This is a genomic window from Massilia sp. UYP32 (assembly GCF_050434365.1).
GTDB classification, from domain to species: Bacteria; Pseudomonadota; Gammaproteobacteria; order Burkholderiales; family Burkholderiaceae_D; genus Telluria; species Telluria timonae.
The window spans coordinates 97,054-120,878 of record NZ_JBNDIK010000018.1 but is presented as its reverse complement, the minus strand read 5'-3'; the positions used below and the strand labels follow the sequence as shown (position 1 = coordinate 120,878).

Below are 23,825 nucleotides of genomic sequence, written 5' to 3'. Positions count from 1 at the left end.
AACAGTATAAGTGCCATCAGTGAACGGAATTAGATTTATATGTTGCGACGCACTATAGTTCTCAACAATAACAGAACGAGCCTATCATGTCTTCTACCGCCACCCTAGTCCAAGCTGCCGCCGCCGTGCCCTACGGCCAGGTGTTCAGCACCACCGTGTATCTTGCCTTGCTGGCTGGCTTCGTCCTGTTTTTCCGCCCACTGCTGGTCGGCATCGGCCGCGCCCTGTACCTGACCGTGCGTCCACGCCGCAGCAAGGCCGAACAGGCCGCGCGCCGTGCGCTGGACGAGGCGCTGGCGCTCAAGCGCAAGCTGGCCAGCCTGGATCCGGTGGACGCCGCCGAAGTGCGTGCGATGGGCATCCGCCACTGATCATTACCTGATTTCCCCTGACGCGGTCTCCGGCAACGGACACCGCGTTTTTTTTCGTCCCTGCCCTCCGTCGTACGCCGCCACGGCGACACATCTTCTTTTCCCCTGAAAAACGCCCGGATGTCGCTTCACGCCCGGTGACTTTGCGCTACCGGGCTTTTCTCGTCCTTTTTATTTAACAAAGTTCACAAAGAGTCAAATAGTCGGGTTTAGAATGAGATCCATGAAAAGTGAATTGATAGAATGATGAGTATATTATGACGTGTATTGGATGCATGTTGAATGAATATGGATGAGTAGTGTGTCGCTCTCGATTGAAACGAAAATTTTCCAGTATTGCGTGAAATTGGCAGCGGTTTAATGTAATTTGGTTGATAAATCCTGCAGGTTCAACAAAGTTCACATTCTAGATTATATAAAATGATACTTACGGTAATGCGACGGACAAGCGAAAACAGCAGACCAACAAGCGCGAAAAAGCGCCGATGAAATTTGACCGGGAGTAGTAGTTCAGGACGGACGAGTAGCGCTGGATGAGAGGATGGCGTTCATGGACGTGCGGACGCCACATGCCGGACTAGCCGGTATGCGGTCAGGAAAATCGAGGCGGGGAAACAAAAAAGCCGGCAGAGTCGCCGGCTTGGGGGGAATCAGGCCGTGACCTTGTCTGCCGTCAGGCGTTCGTACTTGATGAGGAGTTCTTCGCGCGATTCGCGCCATTCCGGATTGAGCGGAATGCAGGCAACCGGGCACAGCTGCACGCATTGCGGTTCATCGAAATGGCCGACGCACTCGGTGCACTTGTGCGGATCGATCTGGTAATACTCTTCGCCCATCGAAATGGCATCGTTGGGGCATTCGGGTTCGCAGACGTCGCAGTTGATGCAGTCGTCGGTAATCAATAAAGCCATGATACGTCCTGGGGAATCAGGCCTTCGGCGCTTGCGCCATGCTGGCGATTTTCTGCTGCAGCCAGCGGTCGACCGAAGGGAAAACGAATTTGGACACGTCGCCACCCAGCATGGCGATCTCGCGCACGATGGTGCCCGAGATGAACTGGTACTGGTCGGACGGGGTCAGGAACATGGTTTCGACGTCGGGCAGCAGGTAGCGGTTCATGCCCGCCATCTGGAACTCGTACTCGAAATCGGACACCGCGCGCAGGCCGCGCACGATCACGCGGGCGTCGTGCTTGCGCACGAAGTCCTTGAGCAGGCCCGAGAAACTCTCGACCTGCACATTGGGGTAATGGCCAAGCACTTCGTTGGCGATATCCAGGCGTTCTTCGAGCGTGAAGAACGGACGTTTGTTGCGGCTGTCGGCGACGCCGACCACCAGTCGGTCGAACAGCCCGGATGCGCGACGTACCAAATCCTCGTGGCCGCGGGTCAGCGGATCGAACGTACCTGGATAAACGGCTACAACCATTGCGGCTCCCTGAAAATGAACACCCTATTGGAACGCGCATTATGCCTGAAAATACGGCATCCGCCCCAGGCCGGGGCATGGTTTGCCCAATGGTTGTGCGGTTTCCAGGCCCCTGGCGGGACTCAGGCCGCCTTTTCTTGCAGCTTCAGCAAATGGTAATACACCATGCCCGCCTTGTCGGCGCGCACCACTTCCCAGCCAATCAGCCAGTCGGGGACGTCGTCGCCCCCGGTCGGCAACGGCGCCTCGGCTTCGGCATACACCATGCCGCCTTCAAGCAGCAGCGCCGCGCACAGCGGCAGGGTCTTGGCCAATAAGTCCTGTTGATAAGGCGGGTCGAGGAAGATCACGTCGTAGCGCTGGCCGCGGGTGGCCAGGTCGCGCGCCAGGGTCAGGGCGTCGGCGCGCAGGATCGTGATGTTGTCGGCCTTGAGCTTGTCGCGGTTGGCTTCGAGCTGGCGCACGGCCGGGCCGTGGTTGTCGACCATGGTCACCTTCGCCGCGCCGCGGCTGGCGGCCTCGAAGCCGAGCACGCCGGAGCCCGCGTACAGGTCGAGAAAACTGGCCTGGTTCCAGTCGCTGCCGAGCTGGTGGTTGATCCAGTTGAACACGGTCTCGCGCACGCGGTCGGGGGTGGGACGCAGGCCGAGGGCGTCGACCACCGGCAGCAGCGTGCGTTTCCAGGCGCCGCCGATGATGCGGACCTGGTGCTGGGCCATGCGCGGCGCGCCGTGGGGTTTGGCGGCCTGGGGCCTTGATTTCATGGACTTTTTTTGCATGGGCGGCACTATAGCATGCGGGTTTCCCACCCTGCGCTGGCCGCCCTTCCCTGCTTATTTACCTTCCGCCAAGGCCTCGAAATCATTGATCCAGCCCTGCATGCGCTGCTGCGCATGGGCCTTCTGCTGCGGCGTCGCCAGTTTGATCGCGGTCAGGATGTATTTCGTCGTGTGGTCGATGCTGGCGTCATAGAAGGCCTTGCGCTCGGGCGACTCCATGCGTGTGAACAACTCGCGCATCAGGCCTTGCACCCTGGCCGTGGTCTGCTCGCGGTTGAGCTTTTTCTGTTGCACCTCTTGCAGCAGCGCCAGGATGCGGCGCTGGCGGTACTGGCGCTCCTCCAACCATTGCTGGTTGTCGAGCGGGCGCAGGTCGGAGGCGCGGCGCAGGGCGGCTTCTTGTTCGCTGGTGAAATTGCCAAACCACAGTTCCATTTGCTCCATCGATTTCTTGAAGCGTGCGCGCTGGCGCTTCTCGACGCTGCCGCTCATGAACTTGCGCCGGTATTCCTCGTTCTTGTCCTTGAACTTCTTGTCGATATTGGCGATCTGCGCGGGGGTGATCGACATGGCCAGCGTCGTCAGTTCCGGCACCGCGCGCTGCGACAGGCGTTCGCCGCGCACGCGGATCTCGCGGTAGGCCTGGAGCAGGTCGGCCTGGCTCGGGTTGCCCGCCAGTTTTTGCTGGAAATTGCCCAATAGAGCAGCATAGTCGCGCAACTGGGTCTGGCGATGCCATTGGAACAATCCATTGATGTCGCGCTTGGCGGTGTCGGCCTGTTGTCCTTCGAAGTCGACATAGGAATTCATCCACCAGTACAGTAAGGTGTCGCCCTGGTTGTACGAGAAGCGAATGGTGCTGCAACCGGCCGCCAGCGCCATCAAGGCAATTGCCAATAGCGCTAGGGTGCGCCGGAACAAGGTATCTCGCATGCTAGAATTTTTCATATTTTCAACTTTTTGAGAACGGCTTATGAACGTTGTGATCCTCGCCGCCGGCATGGGAAAGCGCATGCAATCCGCCCTGCCGAAAGTCCTGCATCCATTGGCTGGTAAGCCGCTGCTCCGCCACGTGATCGATACGGCCCGTAGCCTGAGTCCGCAGAAATTATGTGTGATTTACGGGCACGGCGGCGCAGCGGTGCCCGACATGGTGTCCGCGCTGGCGCAAGAGACCGGCGTGTCGATCGATACCGCCCTGCAGCAGCCGCAGCTGGGCACCGGCCATGCGGTGATGCAGGCCGTGCCGCAACTGGACGATGGCGCCGCCACCCTGGTGCTGTACGGCGACGTGCCGCTGACCACGGCGGACACGCTGCGCCGCCTGGTTGAGGCCGCAGGAAGCGACAAGTTGGGCATCCTGACCGTCGAACAGGCCAACCCCTTCGGCCTGGGCCGCATCGTGCGCGAGAACGGCCACATCGTGCGCATCGTCGAAGAAAAGGATGCCAGCGAGGCCGAGCGCGCCATCCGCGAAATCAATAGCGGCATCATGGCGATCCCGACCCGCCACCTCAAGAAATGGCTGGCGGCGCTGTCCAACAACAATGCCCAGGGCGAGTACTACCTCACCGACATCGTGGCCCAGGCCGTGGCGGACGGCGTGCCGGTCGTGTCGGCGCAACCGTCGGGCGAATGGGAAGTGGCTGGCGTGAACAGCAAGGTGCAGCTGGCCGAGCTCGAGCGTCGTCATCAATTGAATATCGCACATGCACTGCTGGAAAAAGGCGTGACCTTGATGGATCCGGCGCGCATCGATGTGCGCGGCGAACTGGTTTGCGGCCGCGATGTCGTCATCGACGTCGGCTGCGTGTTCGAAGGCCGGGTGGAGCTGGCCGATGGCGTGAAGGTCGGCGCCAACTGCGTGCTGGTCGGCGCCACGGTCGGTGCTGGCGCCAATATCAAGCCGTTCTGCCATATCGAAGACGCCACCATCGGCGCCGCCTCGCAGATCGGACCGTATGCGCGCCTGCGTCCCGGCACCGAGCTGGGCGAGGACGTCCATGTGGGTAACTTTGTCGAGGTCAAGAACAGCACCGTGGCGGCGCACAGCAAGGCCAACCACCTGGCCTATATCGGCGACGCCACCGTCGGCTCGCGCGTGAACGTCGGCGCCGGCGTCATCACCTGCAACTACGACGGCGCCAATAAATTCCGCACCGTGATCGAGGACGAGGTATTCGTCGGCAGCGACAGCCAGCTGGTGGCGCCGGTGACGATCGGCAAGGGCGCCACCATTGGCGCCGGCACCACGCTCACCAAGGATGCGCCGGCCGGCAAGCTGACCATCTCGCGGCCCAAGCAGATCACCATCGAAGGATGGAAGCGTCCGGTGAAAGTGAAGAAGTAATCCACCGGCTGTCGACAGGGTAATCACAGGAAACAAACAAGATAAACACAGGGTTTTACCGTGGTTACCCCCTGTCCATCCACCTGGTCTTCCACAATATTATCCACAGGCGGCGGCCCGTGTTTTACACGGCGATGCGGGTGTCGAATTTGCTGCGGTGGGTCGAAAAATAGGCTTTCACGTTGCGCACGTTCGCGTGCGACGTGAACAGCCGGTGCGCCAGCGCGTGGTAGGCCGGCATGTCGGCGACCTGCACGACCAGCACGAAATCGGGTCCCGGCGACACCCGGTAGCACTGCAGCACGGCCGCTTCCCTGGCGGCCAGGTTCTCGAACTCTTCCATGCGTTCGGCGGCCTGCACGTCGAGCGTGATCTCGACGATGGCGGACAGGCGGCTGCCGACCTTGTCGGGCGCCACGATCGCCACCTGGCGTTCGATGACGCCACTGTCGGTCAGCTGCTTTACGCGGCGCAAACAAGTCGGCGGCGACACGTGCACGAGCGCCGCCAGTTCGGCGTTCGTATGCGATGCGTCAGTTTGCAAAATATTCAGAATGCGACGATCGAGGTCGTCGAGGGTGGGTAGTTCGGTCATCGTGATGAAATATTCGGTAAATTTTTATGTGTATATGAAATATTATTTTGTTCATGGGTCGTCATGAAATAATCTAACAAATATGGCTGCACACTGTAAGCTTATTTCATCACGATTGCCTTACGATAAGACTCAACAGTTTTTCCATTCGAGAGGTTAGCCATGTGCGGTATCGTCGGTGCAGTCGCCAAGCGTAATATCACCCCCGTCCTGATCGAGGGCCTGAAACGGCTCGAATACCGCGGGTACGATTCCTGCGGCGTCGCCGTCCACCTCGATGGCCGCCTGACCCGCTCGCGCTCCACCTCGCGCGTGGCCGACCTCGAATCGCAAGTCAAAGAGGCCAGCCTCGACGGCTTCACCGGCATCGCCCACACGCGCTGGGCCACCCACGGCGCCCCGGCGTCGCACAATGCCCACCCGCACTTCTCGCCGACCGAAGACAATGCCCGCATTGCACTTGTCCACAACGGCATCATCGAAAACCACGATGAGCTGCGTGCCGAGCTGACCGGCCTGGGCTACAAGTTCACGAGCCAGACCGACACCGAGGTCATCGCCCACCTGGTCGACCACCTGTACACCGGCGACCTGTTCGAGACCGTGCAGCAAGCCGTCAAGCGCCTGCACGGCGCCTACGCGATCGCCGTGTTCTGCCGCGAAGAACCGCACCGCGTGATCGCCGCGCGCCAGGGCTCGCCGCTGATCGTCGGCGTCGGCAAGGACGAGAACTTCGTCGCCTCCGACGCGATGGCGCTGGCCGGCACCACCGACCAGATCATCTATCTGGAAGAAGGCGACGTGGTCGACCTGCAGCTGGCCCGCTACTGGATCGTCGACGTCGACGGCCGTCCGGTCGAGCGCGAAGTGAAAACCGTGCACGCCCATACCGGCGCGGCCGAGCTCGGCCCGTACCGCCACTACATGCAAAAAGAGATCTTCGAGCAGCCGCGCGTCATCGGCGACACGCTCGAGGGCGTCACCGGCGTGATGCCGGAACTGTTCGGCGACGGCGCCTACGCCGTGTTCAAGAAGATCGACCGCGTGCTGATCCTAGCCTGCGGCACCAGCTACTACGCCGGCCTCACCGCCAAGTACTGGATCGAATCGGTGGCCAAGGTGCCGGTGAACGTCGAGATCGCCAGCGAATACCGCTACCGCGACAGCGTGCCGCACCCGGATACCCTGGTGGTGACCATCTCGCAAAGCGGCGAGACGGCCGACACCCTGGCCGCGCTCAAGCACGCACGCAGCCTCGGCATGCACCACACGCTGACCATCTGCAACGTCTCGACCAGCGCCATGGTGCGCGAGTGCCAGCTGGCCTACATCACCCGCGCCGGCGTCGAAGTCGGCGTGGCCTCGACCAAGGCCTTCACCACCCAGCTGGCGGCGCTGTTCCTGCTGACCCTGACCCTGGCGCAAGTCAACGGCCGCCTGACCGATGCCGAGGAAGCCGAACACCTCAAGATGATGCGCCACCTGCCGGTCGCCCTGTCGTCGGTGCTGGCGCTCGAGCCGCAGATCATCGCCTGGGCCGAGGAATTCGCGCGTAAAGAGAACGCCCTGTTCCTGGGTCGCGGCATCCACTACCCGATCGCCCTGGAAGGCGCGCTGAAGCTCAAGGAAATCTCGTACATCCACGCCGAGGCCTACCCGGCCGGCGAACTGAAGCACGGCCCGCTGGCGCTGGTGACCGAAGAAATGCCGGTAGTAACGATCGCGCCGAACGATGCGCTGCTGGAAAAGCTGAAGTCGAACATGCAGGAAGTGCGTGCGCGCGGCGGCCAGCTGTACGTGTTCGCCGACGTCGATTCGCGCATCACCTCGGGCGATGGCCTGCACGTGATTCGTCTGCCGGAACACTACGGCCTGCTGTCCCCGATCCTGCACGTGGCGGCGCTGCAGCTGCTGGCGTATCACACCGCGCTGGCGCGTGGGACCGATGTGGACAAGCCGCGTAATCTGGCGAAGTCGGTGACGGTCGAGTGAGCAGCTACGATCGAAGGGTGTAAGTAAGCGAGAACGCAAGCCAAACTCACTACCCAGCAGCATCTGAAAAAGCCCATGAGCTTCGGCTCATGGGCTTTTTCTTTCATACACGATGCAACAAGGCAGTGGATTTTCAATGTATTTCGATGTAGACTTCGATGTATTACAGTCAAACAGGTGCGGTTCGCTGCTTGTACGTGGCTGTCAACTTCGATGTATTACAACCAAAATCCAAGAGTAACCATGTCTCATCAATACATTTATGGCGCGGATGGCGAGCCTGCCTTCGTCGTTATTCCCTACGCTGAATACTTACGTAACAACGGCTCCGGCGCCGCAGAAGGCCAGGAAATTGCTACGAGTTCGCTCCTCACCGCCGATGGACTTTTTGTCCGGCTGCCGTATGGTGGGCCAGGAGCAGCGATCGATCTTGTTCAGTTTATCGATGCCTGGATGCAGCGCGGAACGATATCGATGCTGGCAATTAGCAAACGACGTCAAGGCTACGACCGATTCAAGGGCGAGGCTGTGAACGGTCTCGATGCGATCCTGCGTCGCTGCTTTCTTCCAAAAGATTCCCCTTACCGCAACGTGATGCAGGCTACGACAGCGGTAGTGGACGCTCTCGTGGAGACCGGCGTGTTCGCATACAGTGTCGAAGCCATGCCAGGTTATTATCGCCCGGTGCAGTGCATTCGCATCGACACGGAGAAGGCTAAGGAGTTCCTGCAAAAAAACGGTCCTGCCAAGAATCCTTTGTGCGTGCACGAATTTATCCTGCCCGTCTAGATGACAGGCGACGTCATGCGGGTAAATGGTGTCGCCCATCCAGCCATCCTTACGTATTGATCGAGATCCTCACCAACACATGCGGCCCGCCGGCCGCTAGGCCTCCGGTATAAGAGGACTATGCCGACCGAATGGTGTAGTCAGCCATCACCGACCAATCCCTTTCACCACCGCCGGCACTGACAGCCTCGCCCATTCGCTGACGAACCGCATCGAGCATCGGCAGCTGCCGCCCCAGCTGTTCCGCCGCCGCATGCGCAAGCCGCAAATCCTTCAAGCCCAGCGATGCCTTGAATCCCGGCTCGTAGCGCTCGTGCATGATATTGGCCGAATACACCTGGTATGAACGACTGCCGAACAGGGTATGCAGGATCAGGTCGAAGAACCGCTCGCGCGCCAGTCCATGCGATTCGGTCAGCACAACGGCTTCGGCCATGGCCTCGATCGCCATCGTGATCATCATGTTGCAGGCGAGCTTGGCGGCATAGGCCGTGGGCGGTTCCGCGCCCATGTCCCATACGCGCTTGCCGATGACTTCCAGCACTGGCCGAACCGTGTCCAGTGCCGCGGGCTGACCGGCGGCCAGCACCTGCAGTTCCCCCTTGGCGGCAACGTCCGGCCGCCCCAGCACCGGCGCGGCCACGTAGCCAATTTTCACAGTGCGGTGACATTCGACGAGTTCCCGTGCGAAGGCGACAGAGATGGTCGATGCAACGATGTGCACCAATCCTCTGCGCGCCTGCGCCAGCGCCCCGGTCTCCAGCAAGACACTGCGGATCGCGGCATCGTCGGACAGCATCGTCAAGGCGACGTCCGCCTGCAGCGCTTGCGCCGGCGTCTCCACCATCCGCACGCCCGCGACGTCTCCACCGGAACGATTCCACGCCTTCACCGCATGCCCCGCCGCAGCCAGATTGCGCGCGATCGCGCGGCCCATGGCGCCCAGGCCGATGATGCCGATCTCCATCAGCGCATGCCTCCCGAACCCAGGACGATCTCGCCCGTCACCCAGCCGGCATCGCTTGACGCCAGAAAGGACACGATCGGCGCGATGTCCTGCACCTGGCCGCTGCGGCCGAGCGGTGTCCGTTCCTCGTTCCAGGTCTGGAAGTCGGATCCGATTGCCCCGGCGGTGTGCGTGCCTTCGGTCTCGATCAGGCCGGGATTCACCGCATTGACGCGGATGCCGCGCGGACCGAGTTCGCGCGCCAGCACGCCGGTGATGACGTCGATCGCACCCTTGGTGCCGCTGTAGATGGCGCTCTCGACCGGAAGAACGCTCGTGACGTTGGAACCGATGTTGATGATGCTGCCGCCCTCGCCCAGGTGTGGCGCGGCGGCGGCGCTGACCAGCAGCGGACCGAGGACGTTGATGTCGAACTGCTTGCGATAGCGTTCTTCGGTGGTCTCTTCGATCCGCGCGAACTGGTAGATGCCGGAGTTGTTGACCACGATGTCCAGGCGCCCGAAATGGTCGATCGCCGCCTTCACCAGCGCTTCGACCTCCGTCTTGTTGGTGACATCCGCGCCCACCGCCACCGCGAACCCGCCGGCGGCTTCGATATCGGCGACCACCTTGTCTGCACCGCTCTTGCTCGAGGCGTAATTGACGACGACCTTCGCGCCATCGGCCGCGAGCCGGCGCGCGATGCCCGCGCCGATCCCTTTCGACGCGCCCGTCACGATGGCGACCTTGTCTGCTAACTTGTTCATGTCTTGCGATCCCGGATGAGGCCAGCCCGGAATGGGCCGGCACGCTTGAAGCGCCATGGTGCCCCTTACGATATTGTTTGAGAACTGCCATCCATGTATATTCCAAGTACATTTTTGAACGGGTAGCGACGACATGGAATGGAGCGACGTCCGCGTCTTCCTGGCAGTGGTGCGCGGCGGATCGTTCGGTGAAGCCGCCCGGACGCTGGGTGTGAGCCATCCGACAGTCGGCCGCCGGATCAAGGCGCTCGAAGACGAGGCGCAGCAGGCGCTGTTTCGCCGGACCAGGGATGGATTGGTGCTCACGGATGCCGGGGACGGCGTGCTGGCGCTGGCCGAATCCATGGAAAATTCCGCGCTGGCCATGGAAAGACGTTTGGCGGGTAATCACGACCGCCTCGAAGGCATGTTGCGGATATCCTCGGCAGAGTGGTTCGCAGGCTATGTGTTGGCGCCTGTCCTGGCCGAATTGACGCGCCGCCATCCGGCGGTCGTGCCGGAAGTCATCGCCAGCTACCGCCTGCTCGACCTGTCGCGCCGCGAGGCCGATGTGGCGTTTCGCCTCGTTCCTTTCAGCGAACCGGACATCGTCCAGCGCCGCCTGATGAGCATGGCATATGGTGTGTATGGCTCGGCCGACACCGCATCCGCACTGCAGGCCGATCCGGCATCGGTCGGCCTTGTTCTCATGAATACGGCGCAGTCCCACTTTCCCGATGTCGCCTGGCTGCTCGACAGGTTTCCACTGTCGCGGCGGGTCTTCACGAGCACGAGCCGGGCCGTCCAGGCACAGATGTGCCTGCAAGGCATGGGCATTGCAGTGCTGCCGAGGCCGCTTGGCGATGCGCTATCTGGCTTGCAGCGCATCGACATGCCGGACCAACCCCCGGGCAGGGATATCTGGGTGGGGTACCATCACGACCTGCGGCATATGGATCGCCTGCGGGCGATGCTGGATATCGCCGCTACGATGCTGTCGAATACCTCGAGCACAACGCCATGATCGAATCGTGCTGCTAACAGCAGGAACGATCAGTGACTGTGCTGAACCGTCTAGGTAACCTTCTCTCATTCAATGTGGTTTCAATCCATCGAATGGGGAGCAGCAGTGAAGTCGATTTTATTCATCGGACTCATGGTATTAAGTGGCCTGAACAACGCCTTCGCGCAAGCCATTCAGGAAACGCCAGGCGCCGACCTGATCGTCCATAACGCCAAGATCTACACCGGCAATCCGGCACAACCATCGGCATCCGCCGTGGCCGTCAAGAACGGCCGCATCTACTCGGTCGGCACCGATGCCGACGTGCTGTGCCTGAAGAACGCCAACACGAAAATCATCGATTCCCGCGGCCGCCGACTCATCCCGGGCATCATCGACGCCCACACCCACGTGCTCAACGAGGGCGGCTACAACTACACCCTGCGCTGGGACGGCGTGCCCACGCTGCGCCGGGCCCTGCAGATGCTGAGCGAGCAAGCCAGGCGCACCCCGGAAGGCCACTGGGTGAAGGTGATCGGCGGCTGGTCTCCCTACCAGTTCGAGGAAAACCGCTTCCCCACCATGGACGAACTGCGCAAGGCCGTCCCCAACCGTTCGCCCATCGTGCAGTACGCCTACAACCGCGCCTTCCTGAACCAGCAGGCGCTGGACGCCCTCGGCGCCGGCACCGACAGGTTCCCCAACCTGCCGGGCACCGAGCTGGAGAAAGACGCGCAGGGCCGCTTTACGGGCGTGGTCCACGGCTTCACGTTCACCTTCATCACCATGGAAACCATGGTCCCCCAGCTCACCCCGGAGGAAGAGGTGAGCTCGCTGGTCCAGACGGTGCATAGTCTGAACCGTGTCGGGGTCACGTCGATCGTCGATGCGGGCACGGGCTTCCGCGGCTATCCCAAGGCCGTGCGCACCGTGGACGCCCTCGCCCGCGACAACCGCCTCAACATCCGCATGCCCTTCATGGACATCCAGTTCGGCGACGGCGCCGACTTCAACGTGGTGGATGCCCAGATCACGGCGATCACCAGGACGGCGCCGATCGCTCCCGGCCACAACCTGCACCCGCACCTGGCCCATGGTCATTCCTATCAAGGCGCCGGCGAGCTGCTGGCGGTGGAGGTGCACGACCACGAAAACTTCGACCGTCCGGCGGTCATCATCGAGCCTTCCAAGATGCATCGACTGGTCGAGCGCGACATCGCCAAGCTGGTCCAGCGGCGCATTCCCTTCCGCGAGCACATCACCTACGACGAGAACATCACGCCCTTCCTCGATGCGCTCGAGAAGCTCGACCAGAAGATGCCGCTCGACGGCCTGCGCTGGAGCCTCGAACACGCCGAGACCATCAGTCCGGCCAACGTCGCCCGCGTGAAGGCGCTGGGCGGCGGCATCGCCCTGGACACCAAGATGGCGCTGCATGGCGACAGCTTCGTCAAGACCCACGGCCGCGACAAGGCCTTGATCACCCCGCGCCTGCGCGAGCTCGTCGACAGCGGCGTGCCGCTGGCCATGACCACCGACGCCTTCCGCGCCGCCTCGTTCAATCCGTGGATCGGCATCAGCTGGATGGTGTCCGGCAAATCGATCTCCGGCGCCGAGATCCTGGCCCGGAATAACCGCCTCACACGTGAAGAAGCGCTCAAGCTGTTTACGCGCAATGCGGCGTGGTTCATGAACACCGAGTCCGAGATGGGCATGATCGCCCCCGGCTACCTCGCCGACTTCGCGCTGCTCGACCGGGATTACTTTACGGTGCCGGAAGCCCAGATCAAGTCCGTTTCCTCGGTCCTGACGGTCATGGATGGCCGGGTGGTGTACGGCGCACAGGACTACGGTTCGCTGTCGCCGGCATTGCCCGAGATCCTGCCCGCGTGGTCGCCGATCAAGCACTTCGGCGGCTATTACCAGGCGCGGTAAGGTGAATGCGCACGCGGCCTGGCTCGCCATTCCTTTGCTGCTGGCAGCCGACGCCGCGCTCGCGCAGTTCCAGCCGTAGCGCTTCGACGACGACGTCAAGGCCCAGCGCCAGGGATGCGGCCGGCAAGGCAGCCGCACCGCATGCTGGAAGGGCCGCCCGCTCGCGGACCATGTGCGCCTGACGCTGGGAGGCGACTTGCGCCTGCGCTACGAGCACACCGGCAATCCGCGCCTGGTCGCTCGCGACCCGTATGGAGCGCGCACCGGAAATAGTTCTACAAAGAACTAAATCCTGTATAGTCAAGCTCCTGACCGACCGCCCCGGCGCGTCCACGCGGCCAGGGACGCCGCACTGCGTCTGTCCGGTGCCCGATTGCCAATGCTACGCCCATGAACGCCGAGAACCCCGACCTGATGTACCGCCTGCTCGTCCAGGGCGTGGTCGACTACGCCATCTACATGCTCACGCCGACCGGCGTCGTCTCCAGCTGGAACGCCGGCGCCCAGCGCGCCAAGGGCTATACCGCCGGCGAGATCGTCGGCCGCCACTACGCGTGCTTCTACGGCGCCGAGGACCGGGAGGCCGGCCTGCCCGACATCAACCTCGAGATCGCCACCCGCACCGGCCGCTTCGAAGACCAGGGCTGGCGTGTGCGCAAGGATGGCAGCGCGTTCTGGGCCCACGTCGTGATCGACGCCATCCGCGACGATGACGGCGCCCTGGTCGGCTTTGCCAAGATCACGCGCGACATCACCGAACGCCACCAGCAGCGGCGCAAGCTGGTCGAGGCCAAGGAGCTGGCCGAAGCCTATAGCCGCCAGATGGCCTCGCTGTCGCACTTCCTCGATTCGGTGATCGCCAACATCCCGGCCAGCGTGCTGGTGCTGGACGTCGCATCGCGCACCATTCTGCTGGCCAACCAGCAGGCGCAGCGCCTGTTCGCCCAGGTCTATGTCGACCTCAAGGGCTTGCCAGTCGGCGATTGCCTGAGCCCGAGCGTGGCCGACTACGTCGAGCGCCAGACGGCGCATGCGGCGCCCACCAGGGTCGGGCTGGACGACGCCGTGCTGGTCGAAACCTCGGTCGGCCCGCGCAGCCTGCGCAGCCGCACGGTGCTGGGCAAGCAGCCCGACGGCGAGGGCGATTACGTCCTGATCATCACCGAAGACGTGACCGACGAGCTGGCCGCGTATGCGCAAATCCACCACATGGCGCAGCACGACGGCCTGACCAATCTGCCCAACCGCAACCTGTTCAACGCACGCCTCGAGAGCGCGCTCTCGCACAGCGCGGAGGATGACTCCGGGGTGGGCATCCTGTGCCTCGACCTGGACAATTTCAAGAACATCAACGACGCCTACGGCCATGGCTTCGGCGACAAGATCCTCTTGACGCTGGCGGGCCGCCTGCGCAAATGCCTGCGCGACCAGGACACGCTGGCGCGCCTGGGCGGCGACGAGTTCGCCGTGGTCCTGCCGCGCATCAAGCGCCTGGAAGAAGCGCAACAGGCGGCGCAGCGCCTGATCGAGGCGGTGGCGCCGGCATTCTCGATCGAGGGCCACAGCTTCGCGGTCGGCATCAGCGTCGGCATCGCCTTGTCCACATCCGCCGGCAACACGGCCGAGCAATTGCTGCAGCACGCAGACATGGCCTTGTATGAAGCCAAGCGCAACGGCCGCAACCGCCACGAGGTGTTCCAGCCCGAGATGGAGGCGGCGGCGCGGGTGCGGCGCCAGATCGAGATCGACCTGCGCCGCGCGCTGCACCGCGGCGAGCTGCAGATGCACTATCAACCGATCGTCGAAAAGGCCGGCAACCGCATCTCGGGCTATGAGGCCCTGATCCGCTGGCGGCATCCGGAGCGCGGTGCGATTGCGCCGATCGACTTCATACCGATCGCCGAGGAAACCGGCCTGATCCACGAGCTCGGCGCGCGCGCCTTGAACCTCGCTTGCCAGGAAGCGGCGACCTGGACCAACGGCGAAACGATCGCCGTCAACCTGTCGCCGATCCAGTTCAAGAGCAGCGAACTGGTGAGCATGGTGGCGCTGGCGCTGGCCGATTCCGGCCTTGCCGCCGAGCGGCTGGAACTCGAGATCACCGAGTCGGTATTGCTCGACAATAGCGATGGCAATATCCGCACCCTGAAGGCCTTGAAGAAGCTGGGTGTGCGCATTTCGCTCGACGACTTCGGCACCGGCTATTCCTCGCTGAGCTATCTGCGCTCTTTCCCCTTCGACAAGATTAAGATCGACAAGTCGTTCGTGCAAGAGATCGGGCAGAGCCGGGAAGCGGTGGCGATCATTCGCGCCATCACCGGCCTCTCCAGCAGCCTGCTGATCGAGACGACGGCCGAGGGCGTGGAGACCGAGGAGCAGCTGCGGCGCCTGGTGGAAGAAGGCTGCTCGCACTTCCAGGGCTATCTGTTCGGGCGTCCGGAAGCGGCAGAGAACCGGATGCAGCGGCTCGACTGGCCTGCGGTCTGACTGGACGCATTTGCCGTAGTCGATAATGAAACGGACAACGACATTTTCCAGCGACTGCCATGCATCACGACGCCATCGTCGGTGACCGCATGATATGGCGGCTGGGCCGGCAGCCGCCCGCATTTTTCGCATAGACACAGGATCGCCCATGATCGACCAACACCTCATCCAGCGCGCCGAGCAGGCCTTTTCCAACGCCTGCGGCATGCCATTCGAAAAACTGCTGGCGCCGATCGAGGGCGAACCCGGCGCCGGGCAGGCAGCCAGCGATGGCATCGTCAGGGCGATCCGCCAGTGGCGCACCGCCGGCGACGCCAGCCTGCCGATGGGCGCGTTCACGGGCGAATTGCGGCGCCCGGATTGGGACAAGATCATGCACATCTCGTGCGAGGCCCTCGTCCGCCACGGCAAGGACCTGCAGGTGGCCGCCTGGCTGCTCGAGGCCCAGATCCACCAACATGGGTTTGCGGCGATCGCCGGCGGCCTGCACCTCATGACGCGCCTGTGCGAGCAGTATTGGGACGACATCCATCCCCAGGGCGCCGCCGACACCTACGAGCGCCGCGCCAACATCTTCCACTGGGTCAACCACGCGCTGTCCCCGATCCTGCGCCAGGTGCCGCTGGCCTTCGGTCACCAGGGCCAGCCGTTCACCCTCGCCGACTGGGAACGCGCGCGCCGCCATGAACACTTGCGCCAGACCGATTCCTGCGGCAACGTCGAAGGCCCGTCCGGCGCCGATCTGTCCGCGGCGCTCGCGGCGGTGGCGGACGACACCTGCGCCGACATGGAGCGCGACCTGGCCGACGCCCTGGCGATGCTGAAGCACCTGGCCGACGTGCTCGAGCCGAGATTGGACGAAGGCGCGCCATCCTTCGGCATGTTCGCCGGAGTGATGGAACAGGCACGTGGACTGTTCGAGGCCGAACTCGAGCGGCGCGGCCTGCCGCGTCATGCGCGGCCGAGTCCGATTCCGGCGGAGCCGGCCGTGCCCGCGGCGCCCGAGGAAGCGGCCGCGACGCCGGCAGACGTCATCCTGCCGCGGACCACCATGGCGGAGCCCGCCGCCATACGCGATCGCGCCGAAGCGTATGCGCTGCTCGAGCAGGCGGCCAGCTTCCTGCAGCGTGATGACCCGCACAGCCCGGTGCCCTACCTGGTGCGTCGCGCCGCCGAATGGGGGAAGCTGAACGCCGCCGAGCTGTACCAGGAGCTGTTCCTGCGCAGGGGCGGCCAGGTCCACATCTTCGACGTCATGGGCCTGGACACTCCCGGACAGGCCGACAAGAAAGACTGAACAAGGAGCACGCAATGGCGATCATTTATCAGGCCAGCAATTTCGGTGACGCCGACCTGCGCGTCGCCCTGGTCGAACGCGGCATGGCCGACCTGCTGGTGCACAGGGTGGCGGCGCGCGGCCTGGCGCATGGCGACGCGCTGTGGTACAGCACGCGGCACCGCGAGGACGCCAGTGTGCGCGTCTTCTTCGTTTCGCCGGGAATGGCCCAGCTGAAAATCTTTTTTGTCCCGAACCAGGACGAGGCCGGCTGGCAGCGTCCGCGGCCGCCCGCAATCCACCTGCGCTAGCGTGCGTAACGCCGGCCGGGCCGGCGTGATGTCGTTCCGCCAAGGCGGACTCGGTACTACTACTGAGTCCGCCACAGGTCGAATACTGAGAGGGCCACGTTTACCGGGGGTGGTCCGCGCAAGCCTGATTTGTTTGGGCTATACTCCGCTCAGTCCTCTATAGGACTTCCCGCTCAATGGACGCCAGGGATATCGACTGGCCTGCCTGACAATCCATGTCAGCGCGTCATATCCGTGTTGCCTGCAAGGCCGGTTTGACTGTCATCCAGTTCACCGTTGCCTTGCCTACGCTATGCGTCGGTTGCCGAGTTTTGTTGCTGTTCTCACGGATCGCGACAGGTCCCGACAACCCGTTCCTTATCGGTGCTTCGATACCGCCAGCAGGCGGTGTTGAAACATTCCTTTACCGAGCCGTTGAACTTTTTAAATCTGATTGCATGCCAGGCCATCGCAAACATTTTTCAGGTGATACTCGTATGCGTACCTCGCTTCTAGTTGTCCTTTCTTGCTTCATCGTTGCATCTTGCAGCAAAGCCCCTGCTCCTTCCAATGACAAGCCGGTCGACGTCGTCCTGATCGGCGCCGGCGTCATGAGCGCCACCCTCGGCACCATGCTCAAGGAACTCGATCCCGAACTGACGATCGAAATGTTCGAGCGCATGGATTCGGTCTCGGCCGAAAGCTCCGACGCCATGAACAATGCCGGCACCGGTCACTCCGGTTTCGCCGAGCTGAACTACACGCCCGAAATGCCGGACGGTACCATCGACACCAAGAAGGCCGTCGACATCAACGAGCAGTTCGAGATCTCGAAGCAGTTCTGGGCCTACCAGGTCAAGAAGGAATACCTGGGCGCGCCGAACACCTTCATCAACAACGTGCCGCACATGGCCTTTGTCTGGGGTGACGACAACATCAACTATCTGCGCAAGCGCTACGATGCGCTGCAGAAGGAAAACCTGTTCAAGGGCATGCTGTACACCGAAGACCACGAGACGATCCGCAGGTGGGCGCCGCTGGTCATGAACGGCCGCGACGCGAACCAGAAAGTGGCCGCGACCCGCATGGACATCGGTACCGACGTCAACTACGGCACCCTGACCCGCAGCATGGTCAAGCACCTGACCGGCACCCACGGCATGACCCTGAACCTGCGCAGCCAGGTCGAAGACATCAAGCGCGGCAAGGATGGCCTGTGGAACGTGACCGTCAAGAATCTGGCGGACAACAAGCTCAAGACCGTGAGCGCGAAGTTCGTGTTCATCGGCGCCGGCGGCGGCGCGCTGCCACTGCTGGAAAAGACCGGCATTCCTGAAGCCAAGGGCTACGGTGGCGTTCCGGTCGGCGGCCAATGGCTGGTGACCACCAACCAGGCGCTGATCGAAGCGCACCACGCCAAGGTGTACGGCAAGGCCTCGGTCGGTTCGCCGCCGATGTCGGTGCCTCACCTCGACACCCGTATCATCGACGGCAAGAAAGCCCTGCTGTTCGGACCGTTCGCGACCTTCTCGACCAAGTTCCTCAAGAACGGTTCGTGGGTCGACCTGCCGGCCTCGATCGGCACCGGCAACGTGCGTCCGATGGTGCAGGCTGGCATCGACAACATTCCGCTGACTAAGTACCTGGTCGAGCAGGTGATGAACTCGCAGGAAGACCGCGTGGCCACCCTGCGTGAGTACCTGCCGGAAGCCAAGATGGAAGACTGGGAACTGGTCAACGCCGGCCAGCGCGTCCAGATCGTCAAGGACGACCCGAAGAAGGGTGGCCTGCTGCAGTTCGGCACCGAAGTCGTTGCCTCGGCTGACGGCTCCGTGACCGCCCTGCTGGGTGCATCGCCAAGCGCCTCGACCGCCGCGCCGATCATGCTCAAGGTGCTCAAGGCATCGGCCTTCCGCGACAAGCTGGAAACGCCGGAATGGCAAGCCAAGATGCACGAAATGATTCCTTCGTACGGCCGCAAGCTGAACGACGATCCGGCCTTCGCCAACCAGATCCGCCAGCAGAGCAGCGCTGCGCTGGGCCTGAAGGCGTTCACGCTGGACGTGCCGGCGGCAACGCAGGAATAATGGTGTAGAGAACGGCTGCGGCATGAGCCGCAGCCATTCAACAAGCAGTGATGCAACAAAAAAAAGGCCTCGGTTCAGTGAACCGAGGCCTTTTTGTATTTCAGCCGACGCAGGCTTATTTGCGTGCGCGCAGGGCTTCGAGTTCGGCGCGCAGATTGCTGCGTTCGCTGCGCGAGTTGTCGAGCATGGTGCGCAATTCCTTGACCTCGGCCGCCAGGTTGTCGCGCTCGGTCGTGACGCCGACCAGCTCCATCTGGGCGCGCAGGCGCGCATCCGACTCGGCCGCGGTGGCCGCCACGTTGCGCTCGAGCTGCTGGCGCAGGTCGGCCAGCTGGGCATCCTTGCCGTCGATCGCCAACTGATCCTTGGCCTTGCCGACCAGCGCATCGGCGGCGATCTGGCGCGCATTGCGCAGCTCGGCCGTCAGGCGCTCGATCTCTTCGTTGCGTTCATCCGCGATCAACTGAGCCTGTTCGCGCGCGACCCGCGCATCGCTCAGTTCGGCGTTCAGGCCGTCACGCTCGGCTTCGAGTGCATTGCCGGCTTCGAGCAGCGCATCCATGTCGCTCTCGGCGCGCGCCAGCGCATCGCGCATGCCGGCGCCGGCATCCTGCGCATACTGCTGGGCCCAGCGGCTCAGTTCGGCGAGCAGCTCGGGCGGCATCTCGGCCTTCGGCGTCTCGACCGGTTGCGCATGGCTGGCGCGCCAGGTGGCCAGGTGCTGGTGGATGGTCTTGGTCGACCCGGCGCCGATCAGGGCGCGCACCGCCTCGATCGTGACTTGCTGCCTGTCGTTCTGGAGAGTGTTGGCCGCCTCGATGACGTCGCCGAGCGTCACGTCCAGGTGTGCCATATCCGTTTTCATACCGCGTCAGAATGTTCGTTGTAGGGCTGTCCATCATACGCTAGACGATGGTTTAGTTGCTCGAAAGCATCGCCCGATACGACCAAGTGTCGCGGATTTGCCGCTATTTCAGGCCGAGGCCGGCGTGGCTGCGATTATTCCATTTCCATGCTGACAAAATTCTCGTCCAGCCAGGCGCCCAGCGCCTCGGTTCCCGGCCCGTCGAGATGCGGCAGCATCGCGGCGTACCAGGCGCGTCCCTCCTCCTGGCCCAGCACGGCGCGGACGATGGGCAGGCTGTTCTGCAGGAAGATGCCGAACAGGGGCGCCCGGCGCACGAACAGCGAGGTGGCATCAAGGCAGCCCAGGCCCGTATAGATCGCGCGCATCTGTTCGAGATACGGCATCGCGCGCGCCGCCTGGCCCGACTGGGTCAGGGCAGTGATGAAGCTGGTCACGATCTGCGGGTCCGGCATTTCGCGCGAGGCGGCATTGCGTTCGCGCGCCCAGGCGATCCACTCTTCGCCGCGCGCCGTGTCGCCCGTCATGGCGCAGCAGCATCCGGTTTGCAGCGCGTTGAAGGCGCTCGGCTCTTCGTCGCACAAGGCGTTCCAGTAGCGCAGCGATTCGGCCCAGCGCCCCAGGCGCGCGCTGGCCATCGCGCACAGGCGGATCGCATCGATGCGCAAGCCGTCCTGCGTGGCCGCCGCATGGGGCATGGCGCCGGCCAGCGCTTCCTCCAGGCGGCCGGCGCCCAGATGGTCGATGGCGTCGGCCAGTTCCGGCGGGTCGGCCTGGGCCGCCCCTGCATTCATTGCGGTCGGTGCGCTGCATTCCTCGATGATCCGTTCGGCATCCATGCCCGGCAGGCGCAGGTAGGCGATGACCGGCCGCGTGGTCTTCTTTTCCTTTTTTGCGTCACGCTCGACCTTCACGTTGTCGATCGAAACGAACGGGTCGCCTCCGGTGCGGTACAGCGTCACCGCGCTGTAGCGTGAGGCGTCCGCCTCGACGCTGGCGCCGAGGATCGAAAACAGTTCACCGGGCGCGGTTTCGAGCCGGTGCACGACGACATGGGGTTCTTCGATCCAGGCGAATCTGCGCGGCAGCTCGAACGGCGTCGCCCAGCTGTCGCTCAGCTCGCAGAACGGTTCCTCGGCCGCGTCGCGCGCCAGCGAACGGGGCACGGTGGTCAGCAGGATGAATTCGACGACCCAGCCGGCGACGAGCGCGCTGCCCTCGATCCGCATCCCCGCGACGTGGCGCACTTCGTTCTCCGCCAGCACCATCCCGAAGCGCCACATGTCCTGCGGAGCGCCGAGCAGCGATGCGAAGCTGCCCGCGTCGGCGATGGCAAGCCAGGCGGCCCAGTGGGCGTACCAGCCCACGACGCCGATCGCCAGGCCCGATCTGCCCATCCACATGGGGTTGCGCGCCTTCGCCTGGCGCGCCACCGCGCGCGCGGCCACGCCCATGACGAGCGCGAAGACGCCCATGGCGAGCCAGTTGAGCAGGATGAGCGGCGAGTGGATCGTCAGCCAGGCATACAGCCAGGCCGGGATGACGACGAACAGCGCGCAGGCCGCCGTCGAGACGATCGCCTGCGCCGGCAGGCGGCCCGACGGCACGTAATAGGGTGAACTCATGGCGTGTCCTGTGGCTTGGGAGCGGGGCGGACCAGGGCCAGCGCCCGCAAGTCCGGCCTGTCGTTGCCCACGCAAAGCAGCGGCGCATCGTGTTCGAGCGCGGCGTGCGCGGCCAGCGCCAGCGCGGCGACGAAGGGCACGGCGCCGCATGTGCCGCAGGCCGGGCCGAGGCGGACGATGTCGCTGGCGTTGTCGAGGTGCGGCGTGGTGGCGTCGCCGAATTCCATCAGTTCGAGCGCGTGGCGCGTGTCGGCGCCGGCATCGGCGACGAGCATGGCGACGGCGGCCGGCGCGATCGCCGCGCCCTGCAGCAGGCGCCCGGCGAGCATGTTCAGGCGCTGCGGCGACAGGCGTTTGAGGCTGGCGGATGCTGGATCGCAGGCGTCGGCTTCCAGGCTGACGTGCGCAATGCCGGCGCCGTTCGCCGCTGGCGCCAGCAGCAGGCCGGCCGCGCCTTCGCCGGGGATGCGGCCACGCGGATGAAAGGAGGTGAACAGCGTGCCGTTGGCCGACCATCGGTCGACCGTCTCCTGGCCGATGTGGGAGCAGAAGGCGAGCAGGATCGTCGCCGCGGGCTCCGCGCTTTTTTCTGTTTGCTGCGCCAGCCGGGCAATGAATGGCGCAGGAGCTGCGGCTTCGGTGACGTCGATGCGCGCCGCGGGCCAGCCAGCCTGCGCCAGCACCTGCCTGCACCACATCGCTGCCGCCTGGCGTTGTTCCACCTGCCAGTCGTCCGGCAGCACCAAGGCCAGTTGCAGCGTGAAAGGCGCGTCTTCGTCCGCGCCCAGCAGCCCTGCCGCGCGATCGGCGAGCTCGCGCAGGACCGCCGTGCCGAGAACGAGCGCGCGCCACCCCTCGTCGCCAAAGGGCGGCGCCGGCGCGGCGCACGAGTCCAGCCAGTCGGCGATCTCTTCGCGCACCGCCTCGTCGCCGGCCTGTTCGCAGCGTGCGCTCATGACCGGGAAACCGTCGTCGTCCACCAGTTCGCGGTCAAGGTCGGCGTCGACCTTGTTGGCGGCAAGCGCGGCGCCCAGTTCTTCGGCGGATGCGCCATGCGGCGTGCGCAGCGCGCCGGCGAGGATGGACAAGGTCGGGCAGCGTCGCTCCTGGACGGCGTCCTGCTGCACCGCCGGCGCGGCGGCGGCCTGTGCGACAGCCTGGCGCGCGAGCAGCCTGCCACCGATGCGGCCGAGCCAGCCCGGGGCCGGCGGCGTAGTCGTGGTGGACATGGGCTCAGACCTGGTCGATGGTGGTTTGCTGGCCGGCGATCAGCGTCGCGCCGCAGGCGGTCTTGTCGCCATGCCGCGCGGCCGCCTTGCCGTCGACGATCAGGGTCGCATCGCCTTCGATGATCGGCCCGGGGCCATGCTTGGGACAGCTCGTCCTGTCGCCCATGCGGGCGATGCCGACGCCGTCGATATCGCTGTTGGGCGAGGCTTCCAGCACGACGCCGCCGTGCGAGGTCTTGTCGCCAAGTCTGATCAGTGCTCCTGCCATGGTTTTTCCTCGTCTGGATAACTTCAACTATGTGGTCTGGAATTTCACTTGATTAACCAGGGACCCAGCTTATTCAGGCCATGGTGAGTTAATAAGGTAGAGGTCGCTCATTCGCGCTCAAGCACGAGTAAGTGAAAGCTCTTGGGATAAGCATCGGCGACACTAGCCACATCGCTTCGTGCCTCAAGTTTCATGGAGATTTTTCTATTATTTTTGAGGGCGAAAACAAAGATTAATGGATCTTTTATCCTGTATTCGGGGCGATGTTCTTGTTCTGAACGTAAGAGAACATAGTCGTCAAAGAATTGCGCAGGCAGATTCATCGAGAAAACCCCAATAGGAAAGTTTCGGGGAGTTGCTGAAATCCAAGCCTTATTCCATTTTTTCGCGTTGTCTTCCCTGCTGATGTTTATGTGGATTCCACGCATCCGAAAATTTTTCTCGTGATAAAACTTAGATCGCATGACGGGTGCCTGTGGATCTTTCGGCCAGAAAAAATTACCTTCGCCCAGAATTTCGGATTCTTCAGTTTCTAAATTGGAACTTGCATCTATGACGCGATGCACGGAGGAAACTAGTCCCATTAAATATGATCGTTCTTCTTCATTCAGTTCAACTATAGACGGAAGTTCTAGAATGTCTTTGTCTTCATATTTATTGATAATAGGTTTCTGGGTCATGCCGGCCCTCGTTTTTTTATCAATTTCAGTGAGGCTTTGTGATATCTGTGAAGAAGACTCTTTCTTGCAGCTTATAATGATGGG

The 23,825-nt window shown here is 63.1% G+C and carries 22 protein-coding genes; 10 read left to right on the top strand and 12 right to left on the bottom strand.

What is annotated here, in order from left to right:
- The first annotated feature begins 86 nt into the window (after nt 1–86).
- Nucleotides 87–371, top strand: coding sequence for a hypothetical protein (locus ABIB42_RS15790; RefSeq protein ID WP_005664069.1), 285 nt, complete (start codon nt 87–89; stop codon nt 369–371).
- A gap of 650 nt (nt 372–1,021) precedes the next feature.
- Here ABIB42_RS15790 and ABIB42_RS15785 read toward each other — a convergent pair.
- From ABIB42_RS15785 to ABIB42_RS15770, 4 genes are all read right to left on the bottom strand, one after another.
- Nucleotides 1,022–1,282, bottom strand: coding sequence for a YfhL family 4Fe-4S dicluster ferredoxin (locus tag ABIB42_RS15785; protein ID WP_005664071.1), 261 nt, complete (start codon nt 1,280–1,282; stop codon nt 1,022–1,024).
- A gap of 16 nt (nt 1,283–1,298) precedes the next feature.
- On the bottom strand, nt 1,299–1,799 hold the full coding sequence (gene coaD, locus ABIB42_RS15780) for a pantetheine-phosphate adenylyltransferase (RefSeq protein ID WP_005664073.1): 501 nt from the start codon (nt 1,797–1,799) through the stop codon (nt 1,299–1,301).
- Between the two features lie 122 nt (nt 1,800–1,921).
- Nucleotides 1,922–2,563, bottom strand: coding sequence for a 16S rRNA (guanine(966)-N(2))-methyltransferase RsmD (gene rsmD, locus ABIB42_RS15775; protein WP_229409718.1), 642 nt, complete (start codon nt 2,561–2,563; stop codon nt 1,922–1,924).
- A gap of 69 nt (nt 2,564–2,632) precedes the next feature.
- Complete coding sequence (locus ABIB42_RS15770) at nt 2,633–3,511, bottom strand: DUF6279 family lipoprotein (RefSeq protein WP_429248631.1); 879 nt, start codon at nt 3,509–3,511, stop codon at nt 2,633–2,635.
- 40 nt (nt 3,512–3,551) lie between these two features.
- Here ABIB42_RS15770 and glmU point away from each other — a divergent pair, with 40 nt between their 5' ends.
- On the top strand, nt 3,552–4,928 hold the full coding sequence (glmU, locus tag ABIB42_RS15765; RefSeq protein WP_429248630.1) for a bifunctional UDP-N-acetylglucosamine diphosphorylase/glucosamine-1-phosphate N-acetyltransferase GlmU: 1,377 nt from the start codon (nt 3,552–3,554) through the stop codon (nt 4,926–4,928).
- Nucleotides 4,929–5,052: 124 nt separating this feature from the next.
- Here glmU and ABIB42_RS15760 read toward each other — a convergent pair whose 3' ends face one another.
- Nucleotides 5,053–5,523: an Lrp/AsnC family transcriptional regulator gene (locus ABIB42_RS15760; protein WP_071360963.1), complete on the bottom strand. Its 471-nt coding sequence runs from the start codon at nt 5,521–5,523 to the stop codon at nt 5,053–5,055.
- 162 nt (nt 5,524–5,685) lie between these two features.
- On the opposite strand from ABIB42_RS15760, the gene glmS reads away from it, so the two are divergent.
- Entirely contained in the window at nt 5,686–7,515 is a 1,830-nt protein-coding gene (gene glmS / locus ABIB42_RS15755; RefSeq protein ID WP_071360964.1) for a glutamine--fructose-6-phosphate transaminase (isomerizing), read from the top strand.
- 243 nt (nt 7,516–7,758) lie between these two features.
- Nucleotides 7,759–8,304, top strand: coding sequence for a hypothetical protein (locus ABIB42_RS15750; protein WP_184240392.1), 546 nt, complete (start codon nt 7,759–7,761; stop codon nt 8,302–8,304).
- Nucleotides 8,305–8,422: 118 nt separating this feature from the next.
- Here the strand turns inward: ABIB42_RS15750 and ABIB42_RS15745 are convergent, their stop codons facing one another.
- Both ABIB42_RS15745 and ABIB42_RS15740 read right to left on the bottom strand, forming a co-directional pair.
- On the bottom strand, nt 8,423–9,271 hold the full coding sequence (locus ABIB42_RS15745; protein ID WP_005664175.1) for an NAD(P)-dependent oxidoreductase: 849 nt from the start codon (nt 9,269–9,271) through the stop codon (nt 8,423–8,425).
- Entirely contained in the window at nt 9,271–10,017 is a 747-nt protein-coding gene (locus ABIB42_RS15740; protein ID WP_005664177.1) for a glucose 1-dehydrogenase, read from the bottom strand. The genes ABIB42_RS15745 and ABIB42_RS15740 overlap by 1 nt, the downstream gene beginning before the upstream one ends.
- A 133-nt stretch (nt 10,018–10,150) precedes the next feature.
- On the opposite strand from ABIB42_RS15740, the gene ABIB42_RS15735 reads away from it, so the two are divergent.
- The 6 genes from ABIB42_RS15735 (at nt 10,151) to mqo (ending at nt 19,074) form a co-directional block, all read left to right on the top strand.
- Nucleotides 10,151–11,020 (top strand): LysR family transcriptional regulator, encoded by an 870-nt coding sequence (locus ABIB42_RS15735; RefSeq protein WP_005664180.1) that lies wholly within the window; start codon nt 10,151–10,153, stop codon nt 11,018–11,020.
- A 105-nt stretch (nt 11,021–11,125) separates the two neighbouring features.
- Nucleotides 11,126–12,934 carry an amidohydrolase gene (locus ABIB42_RS15730; RefSeq protein ID WP_429248629.1) on the top strand — a complete coding sequence of 603 codons (1,809 nt, stop codon included), beginning with the start codon at nt 11,126–11,128 and terminating at the stop codon, nt 12,932–12,934.
- 390 nt (nt 12,935–13,324) lie between these two features.
- Complete coding sequence (locus ABIB42_RS15725) at nt 13,325–15,421, top strand: putative bifunctional diguanylate cyclase/phosphodiesterase (RefSeq protein ID WP_429248628.1); 2,097 nt, start codon at nt 13,325–13,327, stop codon at nt 15,419–15,421.
- A 148-nt stretch (nt 15,422–15,569) separates the two neighbouring features.
- A complete protein-coding gene (gene tssA, locus ABIB42_RS15720) occupies nt 15,570–16,718 on the top strand; it encodes a type VI secretion system protein TssA (protein ID WP_005664186.1) in 1,149 nt (382 codons plus the stop codon).
- Nucleotides 16,719–16,732: 14 nt separating this feature from the next.
- On the top strand, nt 16,733–17,008 hold the full coding sequence (locus ABIB42_RS15715) for a DUF6150 family protein (RefSeq protein WP_005664187.1): 276 nt from the start codon (nt 16,733–16,735) through the stop codon (nt 17,006–17,008).
- 476 nt (nt 17,009–17,484) lie between these two features.
- Nucleotides 17,485–19,074 (top strand): malate dehydrogenase (quinone), encoded by a 1,590-nt coding sequence (gene mqo / locus ABIB42_RS15710; protein WP_429248627.1) that lies wholly within the window; start codon nt 17,485–17,487, stop codon nt 19,072–19,074.
- Nucleotides 19,075–19,189: 115 nt separating this feature from the next.
- Here mqo and ABIB42_RS15705 read toward each other — a convergent pair whose 3' ends face one another.
- The 5 genes from ABIB42_RS15705 to ABIB42_RS15685 form a co-directional block, all read right to left on the bottom strand.
- Nucleotides 19,190–19,927, bottom strand: coding sequence for a DNA-binding protein (locus ABIB42_RS15705; RefSeq protein WP_229409726.1), 738 nt, complete (start codon nt 19,925–19,927; stop codon nt 19,190–19,192).
- A 146-nt stretch (nt 19,928–20,073) separates the two neighbouring features.
- A complete protein-coding gene (locus tag ABIB42_RS15700; RefSeq protein WP_005664193.1) occupies nt 20,074–21,564 on the bottom strand; it encodes a hypothetical protein in 1,491 nt (496 codons plus the stop codon).
- Entirely contained in the window at nt 21,561–22,793 is a 1,233-nt protein-coding gene (locus tag ABIB42_RS15695) for a hypothetical protein (RefSeq protein ID WP_005664195.1), read from the bottom strand. The genes ABIB42_RS15700 and ABIB42_RS15695 overlap by 4 nt, the downstream gene beginning before the upstream one ends.
- A 4-nt stretch (nt 22,794–22,797) precedes the next feature.
- Entirely contained in the window at nt 22,798–23,061 is a 264-nt protein-coding gene (locus ABIB42_RS15690; protein ID WP_071360974.1) for a PAAR domain-containing protein, read from the bottom strand.
- Between the two features lie 107 nt (nt 23,062–23,168).
- Entirely contained in the window at nt 23,169–23,741 is a 573-nt protein-coding gene (locus ABIB42_RS15685) for a hypothetical protein (protein ID WP_429248626.1), read from the bottom strand.
- Nucleotides 23,742–23,825: the final 84 nt, after the last annotated feature.

Excerpts from the sequence above, each read along its gene's own strand:
- ABIB42_RS15790 (WP_005664069.1), top strand. The coding sequence starts at position 87 with ATGTCTTCTACCGCCACCCTAGTCCAAGCTGCCGCCGCCGTGCCCTAC.
- ABIB42_RS15785 (WP_005664071.1), bottom strand. The coding sequence starts at position 1,282 with ATGGCTTTATTGATTACCGACGACTGCATCAACTGCGACGTCTGCGAA.
- coaD (WP_005664073.1), bottom strand. The coding sequence starts at position 1,799 with ATGGTTGTAGCCGTTTATCCAGGTACGTTCGATCCGCTGACCCGCGGC.
- rsmD (WP_229409718.1), bottom strand. The coding sequence starts at position 2,563 with ATGAAATCAAGGCCCCAGGCCGCCAAACCCCACGGCGCGCCGCGCATG.
- ABIB42_RS15770 (WP_429248631.1), bottom strand. The coding sequence starts at position 3,511 with ATGCGAGATACCTTGTTCCGGCGCACCCTAGCGCTATTGGCAATTGCC.
- glmU (WP_429248630.1), top strand. The coding sequence starts at position 3,552 with ATGAACGTTGTGATCCTCGCCGCCGGCATGGGAAAGCGCATGCAATCC.
- ABIB42_RS15760 (WP_071360963.1), bottom strand. The coding sequence starts at position 5,523 with ATGACCGAACTACCCACCCTCGACGACCTCGATCGTCGCATTCTGAAT.
- glmS (WP_071360964.1), top strand. The coding sequence starts at position 5,686 with ATGTGCGGTATCGTCGGTGCAGTCGCCAAGCGTAATATCACCCCCGTC.
- ABIB42_RS15750 (WP_184240392.1), top strand. The coding sequence starts at position 7,759 with ATGTCTCATCAATACATTTATGGCGCGGATGGCGAGCCTGCCTTCGTC.
- ABIB42_RS15745 (WP_005664175.1), bottom strand. The coding sequence starts at position 9,271 with ATGGAGATCGGCATCATCGGCCTGGGCGCCATGGGCCGCGCGATCGCG.
- ABIB42_RS15740 (WP_005664177.1), bottom strand. The coding sequence starts at position 10,017 with ATGAACAAGTTAGCAGACAAGGTCGCCATCGTGACGGGCGCGTCGAAA.
- ABIB42_RS15735 (WP_005664180.1), top strand. The coding sequence starts at position 10,151 with ATGGAATGGAGCGACGTCCGCGTCTTCCTGGCAGTGGTGCGCGGCGGA.
- ABIB42_RS15725 (WP_429248628.1), top strand. The coding sequence starts at position 13,325 with ATGAACGCCGAGAACCCCGACCTGATGTACCGCCTGCTCGTCCAGGGC.
- tssA (WP_005664186.1), top strand. The coding sequence starts at position 15,570 with ATGATCGACCAACACCTCATCCAGCGCGCCGAGCAGGCCTTTTCCAAC.
- ABIB42_RS15715 (WP_005664187.1), top strand. The coding sequence starts at position 16,733 with ATGGCGATCATTTATCAGGCCAGCAATTTCGGTGACGCCGACCTGCGC.
- mqo (WP_429248627.1), top strand. The coding sequence starts at position 17,485 with ATGCGTACCTCGCTTCTAGTTGTCCTTTCTTGCTTCATCGTTGCATCT.
- ABIB42_RS15705 (WP_229409726.1), bottom strand. The coding sequence starts at position 19,927 with ATGGCACACCTGGACGTGACGCTCGGCGACGTCATCGAGGCGGCCAAC.
- ABIB42_RS15700 (WP_005664193.1), bottom strand. The coding sequence starts at position 21,564 with ATGAGTTCACCCTATTACGTGCCGTCGGGCCGCCTGCCGGCGCAGGCG.
- ABIB42_RS15695 (WP_005664195.1), bottom strand. The coding sequence starts at position 22,793 with ATGTCCACCACGACTACGCCGCCGGCCCCGGGCTGGCTCGGCCGCATC.
- ABIB42_RS15690 (WP_071360974.1), bottom strand. The coding sequence starts at position 23,061 with ATGGCAGGAGCACTGATCAGACTTGGCGACAAGACCTCGCACGGCGGC.
- ABIB42_RS15685 (WP_429248626.1), bottom strand. The coding sequence starts at position 23,741 with ATGACCCAGAAACCTATTATCAATAAATATGAAGACAAAGACATTCTA.